At 38.9% G+C, this 17,045-nt stretch carries 14 protein-coding genes and 1 other annotated feature; of the genes, 2 read left to right on the plus strand and 12 right to left on the minus strand.

Annotation, left to right across the window (positions count from 1 at the left end; genetic code table 11):
- Positions 1 to 139: 139 nt before the first annotated feature.
- From H0173_RS19275 to zapA, 8 genes are all read right to left on the minus strand, one after another.
- Positions 140 to 913: an enoyl-CoA hydratase gene (locus H0173_RS19275; protein ID WP_221848391.1), complete on the minus strand. Its 774-nt coding sequence runs from the start codon at positions 911 to 913 to the stop codon at positions 140 to 142.
- Positions 914 to 942: 29 nt separating this feature from the next.
- Positions 943 to 1,536, minus strand: a complete 594-nt coding sequence (locus tag H0173_RS19280; RefSeq protein ID WP_221848392.1) for a fatty acid metabolism transcriptional regulator FadR — start codon at positions 1,534 to 1,536, stop codon at positions 943 to 945.
- Positions 1,537 to 1,959: 423 nt separating this feature from the next.
- Positions 1,960 to 3,663 carry a long-chain-fatty-acid--CoA ligase gene (locus tag H0173_RS19285; RefSeq protein WP_221848393.1) on the minus strand — a complete coding sequence of 568 codons (1,704 nt, stop codon included), beginning with the start codon at positions 3,661 to 3,663 and terminating at the stop codon, positions 1,960 to 1,962.
- A 372-nt stretch (positions 3,664 to 4,035) separates the two neighbouring features.
- Entirely contained in the window at positions 4,036 to 4,443 is a 408-nt protein-coding gene (locus H0173_RS19290) for a DUF350 domain-containing protein (RefSeq protein WP_221848394.1), read from the minus strand.
- Positions 4,444 to 4,461: 18 nt separating this feature from the next.
- Positions 4,462 to 6,816: an endonuclease MutS2 gene (locus H0173_RS19295; RefSeq protein ID WP_221848395.1), complete on the minus strand. Its 2,355-nt coding sequence runs from the start codon at positions 6,814 to 6,816 to the stop codon at positions 4,462 to 4,464.
- Between the two features lie 67 nt (positions 6,817 to 6,883).
- On the minus strand, positions 6,884 to 8,602 hold the full coding sequence (polX, locus tag H0173_RS19300; RefSeq protein WP_221848396.1) for a DNA polymerase/3'-5' exonuclease PolX: 1,719 nt from the start codon (positions 8,600 to 8,602) through the stop codon (positions 6,884 to 6,886).
- A gap of 153 nt (positions 8,603 to 8,755) precedes the next feature.
- Entirely contained in the window at positions 8,756 to 9,298 is a 543-nt protein-coding gene (locus H0173_RS19305; RefSeq protein ID WP_221848398.1) for a CvpA family protein, read from the minus strand.
- 3 nt (positions 9,299 to 9,301) lie between these two features.
- Positions 9,302 to 9,565: a cell division protein ZapA gene (gene zapA / locus H0173_RS19310; protein WP_221848399.1), complete on the minus strand. Its 264-nt coding sequence runs from the start codon at positions 9,563 to 9,565 to the stop codon at positions 9,302 to 9,304.
- A gap of 128 nt (positions 9,566 to 9,693) precedes the next feature.
- Here zapA and rnhC point away from each other — a divergent pair, with 128 nt between their 5' ends.
- A complete protein-coding gene (rnhC, locus tag H0173_RS19315; RefSeq protein ID WP_221848400.1) occupies positions 9,694 to 10,641 on the plus strand; it encodes a ribonuclease HIII in 948 nt (315 codons plus the stop codon).
- 26 nt (positions 10,642 to 10,667) lie between these two features.
- Here the strand turns inward: rnhC and pheT are convergent, their stop codons facing one another.
- The 3 genes from pheT to H0173_RS19330 all read right to left on the minus strand — a co-directional run bounded on the left by pheT (position 10,668) and on the right by H0173_RS19330 (position 15,461).
- Complete coding sequence (gene pheT, locus H0173_RS19320; protein ID WP_221848401.1) at positions 10,668 to 13,082, minus strand: phenylalanine--tRNA ligase subunit beta; 2,415 nt, start codon at positions 13,080 to 13,082, stop codon at positions 10,668 to 10,670.
- Between the two features lie 39 nt (positions 13,083 to 13,121).
- The gene (gene pheS / locus H0173_RS19325) at positions 13,122 to 14,159 is read right to left on the minus strand and encodes a phenylalanine--tRNA ligase subunit alpha (RefSeq protein WP_221848403.1); all 1,038 of its coding nucleotides are present in this window, start codon (positions 14,157 to 14,159) and stop codon (positions 13,122 to 13,124) included.
- Between the two features lie 210 nt (positions 14,160 to 14,369).
- Positions 14,370 to 14,631 (minus strand) — a binding site (T-box leader).
- A 77-nt stretch (positions 14,632 to 14,708) separates the two neighbouring features.
- On the minus strand, positions 14,709 to 15,461 hold the full coding sequence (locus H0173_RS19330; RefSeq protein ID WP_221848404.1) for a TrmH family RNA methyltransferase: 753 nt from the start codon (positions 15,459 to 15,461) through the stop codon (positions 14,709 to 14,711).
- A 158-nt stretch (positions 15,462 to 15,619) separates the two neighbouring features.
- On the opposite strand from H0173_RS19330, the gene sspI reads away from it, so the two are divergent.
- The gene (sspI, locus tag H0173_RS19335; RefSeq protein ID WP_221848405.1) at positions 15,620 to 15,826 is read left to right on the plus strand and encodes a small acid-soluble spore protein SspI; all 207 of its coding nucleotides are present in this window, start codon (positions 15,620 to 15,622) and stop codon (positions 15,824 to 15,826) included.
- Between the two features lie 73 nt (positions 15,827 to 15,899).
- Here the strand turns inward: sspI and H0173_RS19340 are convergent, their stop codons facing one another.
- On the minus strand, positions 15,900 to 16,985 hold the full coding sequence (locus H0173_RS19340; RefSeq protein ID WP_221848406.1) for a M42 family metallopeptidase: 1,086 nt from the start codon (positions 16,983 to 16,985) through the stop codon (positions 15,900 to 15,902).
- Positions 16,986 to 17,045 lie beyond the last annotated feature (60 nt).

A 17,045-nucleotide genomic window follows, 5' to 3' on the forward strand; every position in this document is an offset into this window, starting at 1 on the left:
GAAGCTAGATAATAATAAGTGCAGAAATAAAAAACATTTCATTACTTCAAAAGATTAAGATAATTATAGCGGTACTAATCCGCATAACCTAATTATAATAGATTAGCAGATAGATTGTTATTGAAAAAAAATATTATTATTATTTTCCTGTAAACTTAGGCTCTCTTTTTTCGATAAATGCAGAAATGCCTTCTTTTCCATCTTCTGAGACAAATACATCTCCGAATAGCTTTGCTTCCATCTTGACTCCATCATAATATTTATCTGTCTTTGAATAATTTAATAGATAGATAGCCGCCTTAATGGAAACTGGACTTTTCTTTGCCATTTTCTTTGCCATATTATATGCGTTTTCTAACAGCTCACTTTCGGGGTATGCATGGTTGGCAAGTCCCCATTGAACAGCTTCTAGCCCTGTAATTGGATCACTGGTAAAGAGCATTTCAGCAGCTTTTGCACTTCCTACAAAACGTGGCAGCCGCTGTGTCCCTGCAAATCCCGGAATTAGCCCAAGCTGGAGTTCAGGTAATCCAAGCTTTGCGTTCTCAGCAACTAATCTAAAATGACAGCCCATTGCAAGTTCTAAGCCACCCCCAAGCGCTGCACCATGAATGGCAGCAATAATTGGTTTTGGAAAGGTTTCCATTCTTTCAAACAGTTGTTGGCCATATGCCGCAAGCTTAGAAAAGTCTTCTCCAGTTTCAATTGTTGTGAATTCCTTAATATCAGCACCAGCAGAAAAGAAACGGCCTTCCCCATGTATTAAAATGACCCTTACTTCGTCATTTTTTTCAATTTCATCTAATACAGATGAGAGCTCTTTCAATAAATTAGAGGAAAGTGCGTTTGCCGGAGGGCGTTCAATCGTAATTGTAGCTACCATATCTTGATTTGACCATTTTAAAAACTCCATGTTTCATCCCCTTTTCTAATCATAGCCGCTTATGAACTAGGTCTTGAAGCACAGCCATGAAGAAGTAATTGGTGCACTGGCCCAGCTAATGAAGGCAAATCATATTTCTGATCATTCATGACCCAGGTTGTAACCGTTTCGTCCATCGTGCCAAAAATCATTTGGCGGGCAAGCCTAGTATCAAGGTCAGAAGAAAACTCTCCACTTTCCTTTCCTTCGATTAAAATCTTTTCTACTAAGGAAAGAACCCCTTTTAGACCTTCATTAATTTTATGACGCAGCTCTTTGTTCGACTGTCTAAGCTCCAATTGTGTCACGATGGCAAGATGTCTATCCTCTGATAACATATTAAAATGGGTTTCAACCAATACTAATAATTTCTCTGCAGCTGTTTCTTTTCCTGCTATTTTCTCTTCAAATTTCTCAACAAAGTATCCCATTTTTTCCTGAAAGAGAGAGATTAGTATATCTTCTTTGTTTTTAAAATATAGGTAAATGGTTCCGTCAGCGACTCCAGCTTGTTTGGCAATTTTGGAGACCTGTGCCTGATGGTAGCCATTTTCTGCAATAGCTATCACTGCAGCGTCAATGATTTGACGGTACTTTGGTCTATTCTTTTTCACCTTCTCACTCCTCTCAAGATCTGCGTAAGCGCCTTGGTCACCCCCAACAAGCACAAGACGAGCCTTCCGGAAAGGTGTTCTTTACCTTTCTGGAAGGATTGACTTGTGACCTCGAGATCGACAAAAACGCGACATCCTGTCGCATTGTCGACACTAGTACGTCCTGTACGTCGGAGGTAGGCTCTGAAGCTAGACAATTCTCTACCTTCAAAGACTAACATATATAAATATCTAAATTTTTATAATTTTCCGTAAAATGAATGAATCATCATTCATATTTTTATAATAGTGCCACAATTTTATTCTGTCAAGAAACAGTTGTGTATTTTTTAGAATGGTTTTATTATGTCATGTATTTTCATACTGGACAAGCCTCTTTTCTCAAAAATAAAGAGCCGAATGATTAGGCTCGGCCTCGAAAAGTTAAGCCTGCTTTTCCTGTTGATCATTTAACTTCTTTCTCTCTTCGTCTATTAAAGCTCTTCTTAATATTTTTCCTACAGCTGTTTTTGGGAGTTCATCTCGGAATTCATAAAGTCTTGGCACTTTATAGGCTGCGAGATATTTCCTTGCAAATTCGTTTAGCTCCTCTTTATTTACGGTTGCTCCTTCTTTTAACACAATATATGCTTTTACGGTTTCACCACGATATGGGTCTGGCACTCCTGCTGCAACAACCTCCTGGACAGCTGGGTGTTCATATAGGACTTCTTCAATCTCTCGAGGATAAATATTATATCCCCCAGCAATAATCATATCTTTTTTACGGTCAACTACAAAGAAATAGCCTTGTTCATTCATATATCCGAGGTCACCTGTCAATAGCCAGCCGTCCTTTAAAGTCTCAGCTGTTTCCTCTGGACGATTCCAGTAGCCCTTCATCACTTGAGGTCCCTTGACAACTATTTCTCCAACCTCACCAGGCGGCAGAAATTCCCCTGTTTCCAATGATAGAATGGATGCATCAGTGTCTGGCCAAGGTACACCTATACTACCTTTTACCCGTGGGCGATCCCAAAGAAAATTTGCATGTGTAACAGGTGATGATTCTGTTAATCCATAGCCTTCAACAAGTTTTCCTCCTGTCACTTCCTCAAACTTTTGCTGAACTTCAACTGGAAGTGCTGCAGAACCGCTTATACAGGAATCAATTGAGGATAAATCATATTTCTTCAAATCAGGATGATTTAATAAACCAATATAGATGGTAGGTGCTCCAGGGAACAATGTTGGCCGCTGTTTTTGAATTGTCTTAAGTGTTGTCTCTACTTCAAATTTAGGCAGTAGCACCATTTTGTGAGCTTCCATAACAGATAGAATTAATACTGTTGTCATTCCGTACACATGGAAAAAAGGCAATATTCCGAGAACAACTTCTTGACCAGGTTTACATTTATATAACCAAGCCTTGCACATGGAAGCATTTGCAACAAGATTCCGGTGTGTTAGCATAACCCCCTTCGGAAAACCAGTCGTTCCCCCTGTATATTGCAATAACGCCAAGTCTTCTTCAAAATCAAATTGGTATTCTATTAATGGCTTTTCCGGCTGTTTTAAAATTTCACTTAATAGGTGGTTGCTTCCTTCATGTTTTACGTTCACAACAATACCATATTGCTTCTTTTGAATAAACGGATAGATGAGATTTTTAGGAAATGGGAGGAATTCTTTGATAGCGGTTACAATAATATGCTGTAAATCAGTATCCTTTTTAACTTTCGACACTCTTGGGAACAAAATATCCATTGTAATAATGGCTTTTGCTCCAGAGTCCTTCATTTGATACTCTAGTTCACGCTCTGTGTAAAGAGGATTCGTTTGAACAACTATCCCCCCTGCCATTAAGATGCCATAATAACTGATGACTGCTTGCGGAATATTAGGCAGCATGATGGCAACTCTATCACCTTTTTTAATTCCTAGCTCTTGAAGATAAGAAGCTAGCTTAATGGAAGACTCATAAATCCTTTGGTAAGTAAATTCCTTTCCCATGAAATGAATTGCCATTTTCTTGGGGTAATTGTCTGCAGCGTTTTTTAAATAATCCTGGACTGGCTGATGGGTATATGTCAAAGATGAGGGGATTTCTTCCGGATACGTTTGAAGCCATGGTTTATTAGTTGCCAACACATTCCCTCCTACTAAAGTATTGAATTTTTTGAACATTCAAATTTGTTCAACCTTATTATAAGATAATAAAGTTTGCATGACAATGAGAATAATAAGCACTTGAATAATTTTTACATGTCCTATCCATTTTTCATTTTGATTTATTTACGCTATCATATTTAGACTTTTCGCAAGGCAGAACTGGAATTTAGCGGAAATAGTATAATCAGCATATAAATATAAAAAACCGCCATTTATTAATGACGGTTTTAAAACTATATTGATAAAGTATTAGGCAATAAATAATAAGTAAATGGCGCCGATTACAATAAATAAACCACATAGAACAAATAATACTTTTGCTAACTTTTCCACAAATATCTTCGCTCCTTAAGATAAACCTGCCCCGATAATGTACGATAATCCAATTGAAATAACCATGGAAATGAATCCAACCGCTTTATTATTATTTTCAATCTCTTCATCAATCCTGAATTTTGGTGTAAGGAATTCGAATATAAAATAACCAATTAACAATAGAAAGAAGCCGAAAACTCCCCAGCTTATCATTGTAAAAAGTGTATCATTATGCAAAATGGAATGTCTAAAAATATTGGCAATCCCAAATATTTTCCCACCTGTTGCCATTGCAACTGCCACATTCCCGTTTTTGATTTCTTCCCAGTTTCGATATTTCGTGACCAATTCGAAAATAGCTAAAAATACAATCATACATAAAATGACTACACTATAATACCCCGCTGTTTGTACAAATTCATTCTCCCAAAACTGGTTCATTTCTTCTCTCCCTAACCCTTATTTAAATTCTACAACCGTAACACCGGTACCGCCTTCACCCGCATCGCCAAATCGAATCTTTTTGACAGATCGGTGATTTCTCAAGTATTCCTGAACCCCTTGTCTAAGAGCTCCTGTTCCTTTTCCGTGAATGATGGAAACTCGAGGATAGGCAGCTAACAAGGCATCATCAATATATTTTTCAACACGTAGAAGGGCATTTTCAAATCGTTCCCCACGAAGATCTAATTCAAGGCTAACATGAAAGTCTTTTCCTTTAACAGTGGCCATTGGTCGGGTTTCCACCGGCTTAGGACTCTTAATATATTCCAAATCCTTTTCTTTAACTTTCATTTTCAGAATGCCAATTTGAACCTGCCATTCTTTATCAGATGTCTTTTCAAGAAGAGTACCTTTTTGATCAAAGCTTAATACTTTCACTTCGTCTCCTGTATTAAACACATGTTTTTCTTTGGTAGCGACAGGTTTCTTTGTCTTTTTGACCTTTGGAGCCGCATCTTCAAGCCGTTTTCTAGCTTCAATTAATTCGTGCTCTTTAATCTCTGCTGCCTTTTCAATCCGCATTTTCCTTAAGTCGCGAATAATCTTTTCAGCTTCTTCCTTCGCCTGACTAATAATCGCTTCTGCCTCTTTTGCTGCTTTTTCATGAAGTGAATCTTTATGCTCATAAAATTCTATCATTTGCTTTTGTAAGTCTTTATGCAGCTTGTCTGCACTTCTTAAAAGATCATTTGCTTCATCACGTTCTGTTTCAGCCTGTTTTCTGCTTTCCTCAAGAGAGGCGATCATATTTTCCACTTGATTGCTGTCTGCACTAATATATGAGCGTGCGGTTTGAATGACATCTTCTTGTAAACCAAGCCTTTTGGAAATTTCAAATGCATTGCTTCGCCCTGGAACACCAATTAACAGTTTATATGTTGGACTTAGTGTGTCTATATCAAATTCTACACTCGCATTTATGACTCCTTCCCGATTATAGCCATATGCTTTTAATTCAGGATAGTGAGTTGTCGCAATAACTCGGGCTCCACGGCGATAAACCTCATCTAAAATCGAGATAGCAAGAGCTGCTCCCTCCTGCGGATCCGTTCCAGCTCCTAGCTCATCAAAAAGAACTAAACTGTTGAAATCGACCTTATCAAGAATATCGACAATATTAACCATATGCGAGGAGAAGGTACTTAGACTTTGTTCGATTGACTGCTCATCACCAATGTCAGCATATACGGCATCAAATACTGCAATTTCAGAACCGTCTAGTGCCGGGATTTGCAGACCAGCTTGTGCCATTAGGGTACATAGTCCAACTGTTTTTAATGTGACTGTTTTCCCGCCTGTATTGGGACCTGTAATGACAATCGTTGAAAAATCCTTCCCTAAAGAAACATCATTCGCTACAACAACATCTGCAGGAATAAGAGGATGCCGTGCCTTAAATAAAGCTATTCGTCCTTCATTATTCACTTTAGGCTTCGATGCTTTCATCCGGCTGCTGTAACGTGCTTTTGCAAACATAAAGTCAATTTCGGTTAAAACCTCAACAATCGTATCTAACTCTGAACTATTCTCCGCAACCTTGCCTGAAAGTTCTATTAAAATTCTTTCAATTTCCTGCTGCTCCTTCACTCGAATCCCCTGCAGCTCATTGTTTAGCTGGACAATCGATTGCGGTTCGATGAATAATGTTTGGCCAGAAGAACTTTGATCGTGAATGATTCCGCCATAATGCCCTTTATATTCCTGCTTGACCGGGATAACAAAGCGGTCGTTGCGGATGGTGATAATTGCATCTGAGAGCATTTTTTGAGCATTCGACGAGCGAATCATGCTTTCCAGTCTTTCACGTACTCGAGATTCCTTTGTTCGTAATTGATTACGCAAAGATCTTAGTGCTTCACTGGCACTATCCAATACTTCGCCATTGTCATCAATAGCATTTTTAATCGAGGTTTCCAAGTCAGCTAATACAATAATTTGGTTTGTATAGCCTAATAAAATTGGCAAATCGTCATTTTCATCTACAAAGTCTTCAATGAATCTTTTAATGCCTCTACTTGCATGAACTGTGCTTGCCACTTGTGTTAATTCTTGGGGGCTGAGCATTCCTCCAATAATCGATCTTTTCACATGTGGCCGTATATTGTAAATTCCGCCAAGCGGTACATTTCCTCTAATTCGAAGCACTTTAGCCGCTTCATCTGTCTCTTCCTGCCACTGTATTACTTCTTCAAAATCGACAGATGGCATAAGCTCTTCTGCTTTTCTTCTCCCTAAAGCAGAGGATACATGCTCGAGTAATTGTTCCTTTACTTTATTAAACTCCAGCACTTTAAGTATTCTTTCCTGCATGAGGATGTTACCTCCTATTCGAATGTGCATTACAGGGGAAGTTAACTACAGATAACTTCATTCCCATCTACACCTTATTGTTTAAAAAATCTAGAAGTTCGTCCAGTTCCATCGCATTTAGAACTGTGTTTTTCTTTATCCACCCTTTTTTAGCTGCAGATACACCTATCGCCATATGATCCAATGTATCCCGTTTATGCGCATCCGTATTAATCACTATTTTTACCCCTGCTTCTTGCGCTTGGCGAATATACTGAGGTGCAAGATCAAGCCGGTTCGGGTTAGCATTTAATTCCAAGACCGTATTCGTTTCTTTTGCTAGTTCAATTAACATGTCAATATCGACTTCATAACCATCCCTTCTGCCAATTAACCTTCCAGTTGGGTGAGCTATAATGTCAACATGTGGATTTTTCAATGCTGTTATTAATCGTTCCATTATTTTTGCCTTTGGCTGGGTGAATGCCGAATGGACGGACGCAATGACAATATCCATTTCTCCTAACAGTTCATCATCATAATCTAATGTTCCGTCAGGCAAAATATCCATTTCAACCCCTGATAGGATCGTAATATCATCATAGCACTCATTTAATCGCTTAATTTCTTCCTTTTGCTGTCTTAGTCTTTCAGCCGTTAAGCCATTGGCTACCTTTAAATACTGAGAATGATCAGTGATAGCTACATATTTATAGCCTCGAGCTCGGCATGCCTCTACCATTTCTTCAATCGTATGGGCGCCGTCACTCCATGTTGTATGCATATGAAGATCCCCATTTATATCAGAAAGCGTGATTAAATCCATATCCGCAGTATACTCGTCTACCTCTTTCCCATCCTCTCTTATTTCAGGAGGAATATAAGGCAGACCAAAATGGGCATAGAACTCCCTCTCGTTAGTAAAGGTCAAAACCTCAGCTGTTTCGATATTTTCTACACCGTATTCACTGATTTTTTCCCCACGTTCCTTAGCAAGCTGACGCATCCTTACATTATGCTCCTTGGAGCCGGTGAAATGATGGAGGGTTGTCGCAAATTCTTCAGGCTTAACTAAACGAAAATCAACTGAAATATCATAGCTATATTCTAAAACAATAGAAACCTTTGTTTCTCCTGCTGCAATAATTTCTTTAATTCTTGGAATAGCTAAAAGCTTTTCTTTTACACCCTCAGGATTAACTGTTGCAATAATAAAATCTAAATCCTTGATTGTCTCTCTCATTCTTCTTAAGCTGCCGGCACGGGAAAAATTTTCAACCTCACTCATTTCGTTAAGAATCGCTTCAATCGATTCTGCAATAGGCAGCATATAGCTTAGTGGAAGACGATCTGGTCTGCTCCCTGCCTGACTTAAGGCAGCCAGTATCTTTTCTTCAGATTTCTCGCCAAATCCTGCAAGGGCTTGCACCTGTTTATTATGGCACGCGGCTTCTAAATCAGCTGCATTTTCTATACCCAGTTCCTTATACAGTTTGGCAATTTTCTTACCGCCTAGGCCAGGCAATTGCAGTAACGGAATTAAACCTCTTGGAACTTCCTCCTTGAGTTCATTCAATACAGTGGAATGCCCTAGCTCTATATACTCTTCAATGACTGCAGAAGTTCCCTTTCCTATCCCAGGAAGCTTCGTGAAATCCTCTATTTCACTTAAACTTTGATCATTTGTCTCTAATGCCGCAGCGGCTTTCCGAAATGCAGCTATTTTAAAAGGATTTTCACCCTTTAACTCCATATACACAGCAATGGACTCTAAAAGCCGAATAACATCTTTTTTATTAACATTCATCTTTCACACCTACTTAACGAAGTAAACTTGTACTGTCTATATTGTTTCCTATATAGAATAGTTATAACGTGTGATCATGCGAAACTTCAAATAGAAGTTGTTTTCGCTTCCATTTTTCCGCATTAAAAAGAAAACTTCTCTGCTTTAGAGAAGTTATGAAGCCATGTATTCAATCCACATCTCCTTTATGGTTTGAGAAAATATCGGAGTATTTTTTATTATCCCTTCAGCTATAATAGAATCGCTTAAGGCATTCTGAACGGAATCCACTGGCACTAAGGCAGCTATGTATAATAAAATAAATATGATAAGATAAATTTCAATAAAGCCTAATATTCCGCCTGCCCACACATTTAATTGCTTTAAAATTGGCAAGTTTGCTACAAAATCAAGCATGCTTCCGATCATATGAAGAACAATTTTTACCGCAAAAAAAATCACGACAAAGGCAATGGCGCGATAGTAGGCATCTTCCAAATTGGCTTGATCAAATAGCATTTCAAACGCAGTGTCCTTGCCGAAGCTTGGATAAGGTACCCATAAAGTCAGCTTAGGAGCCAGCTTGTCATAATACATATTAGCAACAATAAAAGCAATAATAAAGCCGGTTAAGTGAATTAATTGTAAGATAAAGCCCCTCTTTAAACCAACGAAAAAACCTATTATTAAAATAGCAAGTATTGCGAGATCCAGCATGACTTATTCAGTCCTTTTCTCTTTTAATTCAAGCTCAAGCCGCTCTAGACGATCCTTAAGCTTAATATAGTCATTAACAGCGTTAACAGCTGTTAAAACAGCTAATTTACTAGTGTCGAGATAAGGATTCTTGGAGCTGATCTCACGCATCTTATCATCAACCATTGAGGCTACAAGTCGAATATGGCTACGACTCTCAGTACCGATTATAATATATTGCTGACCATATATATCTACACTTGTACGGTTTTTTTGTAAGTCTGACAATCGATTTGCCTCCATTCCCTATGAATCCTAATCATTATCATAACATGAAACATAAAAACGTGGGAAGTAGAAGCATGTCAAAAAAGGACAGAATATGTAAATGCCTATTGAGAAGGAGCAGATTTTAAATGAGTAATGTTGTTCTAATTAAATCTTTAAATGAAATGGCTGAAATGAAAATACACTATCAAAGCTACTTATCTCATAAAACTCCGCCCGGAAGCATCTTTGCAGCGAAAACCCCAAACTGTGCCATTACAGCCTATAAATCTGGCAAGGTATTATTTCAGGGAAGCGGCAGTGAAATGGAAGCTTCAAAATGGGGGGAGCCTGCCAAATCCTCTGCTCCTGTAAAAAAAGAAATTAGCGTACAAAGCAATCTCCCTGAAAATATCAGTTCATTATCGGTTATCGGTTCTGATGAGGTTGGTACAGGAGATTATTTCGGACCGATTACAGTTGTGGCAGCTTATGTAAAAAAGGAACATATTCCTTTATTAAAGGAATTAGGTGTGAAAGATTCGAAAGACTTAAATGATGAAAAAATTGTAGCCATTGCCAAGCAAATTAAGGATGTCATTCCATATAGCTTGTTAACATTGCATAATGAAAAATATAACAAACTGCAAAAATCCGGAATGTCGCAGGGAAAGATGAAGGCTCTTCTGCATAATCAGGCAATTGGACACGTTTTGAATAAAATTGCACCTGAACAACCTGAAGCCATTTTAATTGACCAGTTTGCGAAAGAGGAAATATATTTTCAGTATTTAAAAAATGAGCCTATTGTTCAACGAAAAAATGTGTTTTTTAGTACGAAAGCAGAAGGAGTTCATCTAGCTGTTGCGTCTGCATCCATTCTAGCTCGATTTGCTTTTATTAAGCATTTTGATAAATTAAGTGAGGCGGCTGGTTTTACCATTACGAAAGGTGCTGGAGCGAAGGTCGATGAAGCAGCTGCACGCCTGATTAATGAAAAAGGAATGGAAAGCTTACCTGGATTCGTAAAGCTCCATTTTGCCAATACCGATAAGGCTCAGCGATTAGCCTCAGCTAAATATCGAAACAAAAAATAGGGGATGCACATGCATCCCCTTGTCTTTTATCCTCGTAAGACAGCTCCGGCCTTTTCCTTCACTGCTTGTAGAACCTTATCATGAGCTTTCACAACATCTTCATCTGTTAATGTCCGCTCTGGATCAAAATATTTTAGTGAGAAGGCAATGGATTTCTTTCCTTCTTCCATGCGCTCCCCTTCGTATAAATCAAACACATGAACTTCCTTCAACAATGAACCGCCAGCTTCTTTTATGATGCTTTCCAATTCACCGGATGCAGTTGCCTTATCAACTACAAGCGCAATATCACGAGTAATGGATGGATAGCGCGGAATTGACTGATAATGTAATGGTGCTACTTCCGCTTCCAAAATCGCTTTTAGAGAAAGTTCGAAGACATAAGTTTCTTTTAAATCATATTCTTTTTCCACTATAGGATGTGTTTGGCCAACAAACCCTACTACATCACCATGTAAAGTGATTTCTGCTGTTCTTCCCGGATGCATGCCATCTCTTGAAGCTTGACGGAACTCGATTACTTCTCCAAGACCAAGTACAGCAAATAAACCTTCAAGAATTCCTTTGATCACATAGAAATCAACCGGTTTCTTCTCTCCTTGCCATTGATGACTATGCCATAAACCTGTTATCGCACCAGCCAAATGTTCGCGTTCTTCCGGTAGAACGTCCATGCCAATTGAAAGGAAAACATCTCCGATTTCATAGACAGCCAAGCTATCATTTTGACGTGCTGCATTATGCTTTAAGACACCTAAAAGCTGTGGAATAATGCTTAAACGAAGAGTGCTGTGATCTTCACTCATTGGCATTGCCAAGCGAATTGGTTCTCTTGCTTCTAATGCATACTTAGCTGCTTTTTCACCGCTAGTTAAAGAATAGGTAATCGCTTGGTATAGTCCTGCTCCCTCAAGGTATCTGCGGACAATTCGGCGCTTATTTTGATAAGCAGTCAGATGTCCCGGTGTAGAAGAACCAATCGGAAGAGTTGAGCCAAGATTATCATAGCCAAATAGTCTTGCAACTTCTTCAATTAAATCCTCTTCAATAGTAATATCCCCACGGCGAGTAGGAACGGTCACAATAATAGAATCTCCGTCTACTTTTGTTTCAAACTGAAGACGCGTAAAGATGTCTTCTACATCCTTCATTGCTAATTGCGTTCCAAGCACACGATTAATTTTATCTAAAGTGACAGAAACAACTGCAGGCTCGACTTTAAGTGTATTTGCTTCTACTGAACCTGCTAACACTTCACCATCTGCATATTTTTCAAGAAGATGAGCTGCTCTTTCAGCTGCTGCTCTTACTCGGTTCGGATCTACACCCTTTTCAAAACGCGCACTCGCTTCACTTCGTAAGCCGTGATCCTTTGATGCTTTTCTTACAGTTGCACCTTTGAAATAAGCAGATTCAATTAAAACCGTTTTTGTATCTGACTGAACTTCAGAATTCAAGCCTCCCATAACACCTGCTAATGCAACTGGCTCTTTTCCATTCGTAATGAGGAGATGATCTGAAGTTAGCTCTCTTTTTGCTTCGTCTAATGTCTGGATGGTTTCTCCATCCTTCGCACGGCGAACGAGAATTTGTTTTGATCCTAGACGGTCATAATCAAAAGCATGAAGCGGCTGGCCATATTCAAGTAAAATATAGTTCGTAATATCTACGACATTGTTATGCGGGCGAATACCTGCAGCCATTAATCTGCCTTGCAGCCATTGTGGAGATGGCTTGATTTGAACATTTTTAATGACCTTTGCGATATATAATGGATTATCTTCAGAAGCCTCTACATCAACTTGGATATAATCTGATGCTTTTTCTGCTGATTCTGCATGATTTGTTTCAGGAAGCTTTACTTCTCTTCCAAGGATAGCTCCTACTTCATAAGCCACACCAAGCATACTTAAAGCATCAGAGCGATTTGGTGTTAGGCCCAGCTCTAATACTTGGTCATCACGATGTAAAAGCGCAATAGCATCCGTTCCAACTTCAGCATTTTGCGGGAATACATAAATGCCTTCTGAGAATTCCTTTGCTACTAGCTTTCCTTCAATGCCAAGCTCCTGTAAGGAACAAATCATTCCATTGGATTCTTCACCACGAAGCTTTGCCTTTTTAATTTTGAAATTGCCTGGAAGAACAGCACCAACTGTTGCAACTGCAACCTTTTGCCCTTTATCCACATTCGGAGCACCACAAATGATTTGTACAGGTTCTTCTGCACCAATATCAACTAAACATTTATTTAATTTATCAGCATTTGGATGCTGTTCTCTCTGGAGCACATGCCCTACAACAACACCGCGAATTCCTTCATTTAATACTTCAACGCCTTCTACCTCAATTCCGCTTTTCGTAATTCTTTCTGCCAGCTCTGCAGGGGTGATACCAGATAAATCAACATAGTCCTGCAGCCATTTATATGAAACAAACATATTTTGTCCTCCTATTAGTCATTTTCTAGCTTTTAATATCTATTCCTTGATTGAGAATTGCTTTAAGAAACGAACATCGTTTGTATAGAAATGACGGATATCATCAATTCCATACTTCAGCATAGCAATTCGCTCTACTCCCATCCCAAATGCAAATCCACTGTATTTTTTCGAATCAAAGCCTGACATTTCAAGAACATTCGGATGAACCATCCCAGCACCTAAAATTTCGATCCAACCTGTTTTCTTACAAATATTACAGCCCTTTCCGCCACATTTAAAGCAAGAAACATCCACCTCTACAGAAGGTTCAGTGAATGGGAAGAAGCTTGGGCGTAAGCGAATTTCACGGTCTTCACCGAATAATTTTTTCGCAAATACTTCTAAAGTTCCCTTCAGATCGCTCATGCGAATGTTTTCATCCACCACGAGTCCTTCAATTTGCATAAATTGATGGGAATGAGTTGCATCGTCATTATCTCGGCGGAATACTTTTCCTGGACAAATAATTTTCACAGGTCCTTTTCCTTTATGCTTTTCCATCGTTCTCGCCTGTACAGGAGACGTTTGAGTACGCAGAAGAATCTCGTCTGTAATATAGAAGGAATCCTGCATATCACGTGCTGGATGGTCCTTCGGCAAGTTTAAAGCTTCAAAATTATAATAGTCGCTTTCTACTTCAGGTCCTTCCGCAACAGAATAGCCCATTCCAATAAATAAGTCTTCAATCTCTTCAACAATTCTTGTTAGCGGATGGTGATTTCCAGTTTTTACTGGACGTCCTGGTAATGTTACATCAATTTGTTCGCCTGCAAGCTTCGCTGAAACAGCCGCTTCTTCTAGACGAATTTGCTTTTCCTCGATTCCCGCTGAAATTGCATCTCTTACTTCATTTGCAAGTGCTCCCATGACTGGGCGTTCTTCAGCAGATAACTTCCCCATCCCTTTTAAAACTTCTGTAATTGGCCCTTTTTTCCCTAAATAGGACACTCGGATTTCATTTAATTCTTTTAAATCGGAAGCTGCATTGATTTTTTCCAATGCTTCTGTTTGCAGTTCTTTTAAACGCTCTTGCATCTAAAAAATCCTCCTTTTATTTATGTTTTTAGTAATACTCCTTTTAAATTCGCTCCAGGCCCTCGCTTTCCGCGGGCGGTCCGGGAGCCTCCTCGTCGCTATCGCTCCTGTGGGGTCTCCCTTGGACACGCTTTTCCCGCAGGAGTCGAGTGCCTTCCGCTCCATTCAATAAAGTTGCAAATTCAAGCAAAATAAAAAACCCCAATCCCATAAAGGGACGAGGTTTTGGATTCGCGGTACCACCCTTTTTAACACAAAAAGCAAAATGAAATAGCTTTATGTATTCACTTCATTCGGATAACGGCAATAAGCCGGAACATCTTTACACAGAAAAGCAGAAGCTCCTCTATGGTCCCGATGCCAACTCAGGAGGTGAAATTTCCCTTGCTTTCCCTTTAAAAACGCTCACAGTCTTGGCGTTTTCTCCCTGAAAAGTTCCATGCAAGCTACTTATCTCCGTCATTGCTTTATAACAATATAATTTTCCTGTTATTATAGTATATTCTTCACATAGTTTCAAACCGTTTTCTGTAAAATAGAGCCTATTTTCTATTTTCTTAAATAATATAGCAAGATCCCCGTTGCAATCCCGACATTTAATGACTCGCTTTTTCCGTAAATAGGAATGTATAAATTTGCAGTTGTTTCTGATAAGATTGATTTTCTTACCCCGCTCCCTTCATTTCCAACAATTAAAGCAAATTGACCATTAGATTCTACTTTTGTATATTCTTGAGCATTTTCTAATGCAGTGCCATAGACAGAGATTCCCTTATCTTTAAGCTTTTTGATCCATTGAGATAAGTCCCCTCTTATAATTGGAAGGTGAAAATGACTGCCCTGTGCTGATCGAATAACCTTTGGATTATAAATATCAACACTCCCATCACCGACAATGATAGCGTCCACACCGGCAGCATCAGCTGTTCTAATCATCGTTCCTAAATTCCCCGGGTCTTGAACAGCATCAACCAGCAAATATTTTGTGCCCTCGATCTCTTCCAAATTAAATTCGGGATGACTGCATACCGCTATGATTCCTTGAGGAGTCTCTGTATCTGATAAATCTAAGATAATTTCCTTTGTCACCATCGTTAATGGAATATCCCCATAATCCCAAGCAGGCGGCAATCCCGTATTTTCGCTTATGATAATTTCTAAAATTCGTCCACTCAATAAAGCTTCCTCGGCAAGATGGAAACCTTCAACTAGAAACGTTCCCGTTTTGTCTCTTTCTTTTTTCGTTAATAGCTTTTTCCATTGCTTTACTTGAGGGTTATTTGCAGAGTGAATATACTTCACACTCTCACTCCTTTATTATTTTGCGACGCTTGAGTAAGTACACTTTAGCCTTTCGCATATATCATTCAATTTTCTTATTATAGCCTAATTAAAATACATAATAAATCCAAAAAAAGAAAACATAATAACGATTTGACTTATTGAAAGGAGTGCTTGAAATGAATTTAAATTTGAGGAACGCAATTATCCACAATGTTTCTGGCAATTCACAAGATGAATTAAAAGATACAATCGTTGACGCCATTCAAAATGGTGAGGAAAAAATGCTGCCTGGATTAGGTGTATTATTTGAAGTTATTTGGAAAAACTCATCTGAACAGGAAAAAGAAGAAATGCTAAGAACTTTGGAAAGCGGATTAAGATAAATCATTGCGGCTATTGACCGCTTTTTTTACAAGTAAAAAAGATGAGCATATTGCTCATCTTTTTTCATAATCATTACTCAAAAGTAAGTTGATCAACTGTTTCTCTATCTAAACGCTTAATAACCTCAGTAATAAGCTTAACTGCATTTTCGTAGTCATCGCGATGAAGCATAGCTGCATGAGAGTGAATATAGCGAGTAGCAATAGTGATGGATAACGCCGGTACTCCATTATGTGTTAAATGGATTGCACCAGAGTCCGTTCCACCGCCAGGCACTGCATCAAACTGATAAGGAATATTCAATTCATCAGCTGTATCCGTCACTAGATCACGCAAGCCTTTGTGAGACACCATAGAGGCATCATAAAGGATGATTTGAGGACCTTTCCCCATTTTGCTTAATGCTTCTTTTTCGGTAACTCCTGGAGTATCTCCAGCAATTCCCACATCAACACCGAAAGCAATATCCGGCTCAATTTTTTGAGCGGAAGTGCGGGCACCGCGCAAGCCAACTTCCTCTTGAACTGTTCCCACTCCGTATACTACGTTTGGATGATCTGTATCTTTTAGTGATTTAAGAACATCGATGGCAATCGCACAGCCAATACGGTTATCCCAAGCCTTTGCAAGAAGCATTTTTTCATTGTTCATCACTGTGAATTCAAAATATGGAACAACCATATCACCAGGCTTAACGCCCCATTCTGCAGCCTCTTCACGGCTGGAAGCACCGATATCAATAAACATATCTTTAATATCTACTGGCTTTTTACGCGCCTCAGGTGAAAGGATATGAGGAGGCTTCGAGCCAATAACCCCTGTAATATCCCCTTTCTTCGTTACAATCGTTACACGCTGGGCAAGCATAACTTGAGACCACCAGCCTCCAACAGTTTGAAAACGAAGGAAGCCTTTATCATCAATATTTGTGATCATGAAGCCTACTTCATCAAGATGGCCTGCCACCATAATTTTGGGACCGTTTTCATTTCCGACCTTTTTAGCAATTAAACTGCCTAATCCATCAGTTGTCACTTCATCTGCGTACTCGCTTATGTATTTTTTCATCACTTCACGGGGTTCACGCTCATTGCCAGGAATCCCTTTTGCATCTGTTAATTCTTTTAGCATTGTTAAGGTTGCATCTAATTTTGTCATTTATTTCGACTCCCTTAATATGTATTCGTATTTATTATATAAAAATTTTTCATTAATAGA

It is taken from the genome of Bacillus sp. S/N-304-OC-R1, from assembly GCF_019749375.1.
GTDB lineage: Bacteria > Bacillota > Bacilli > Bacillales > Cytobacillaceae > Cytobacillus.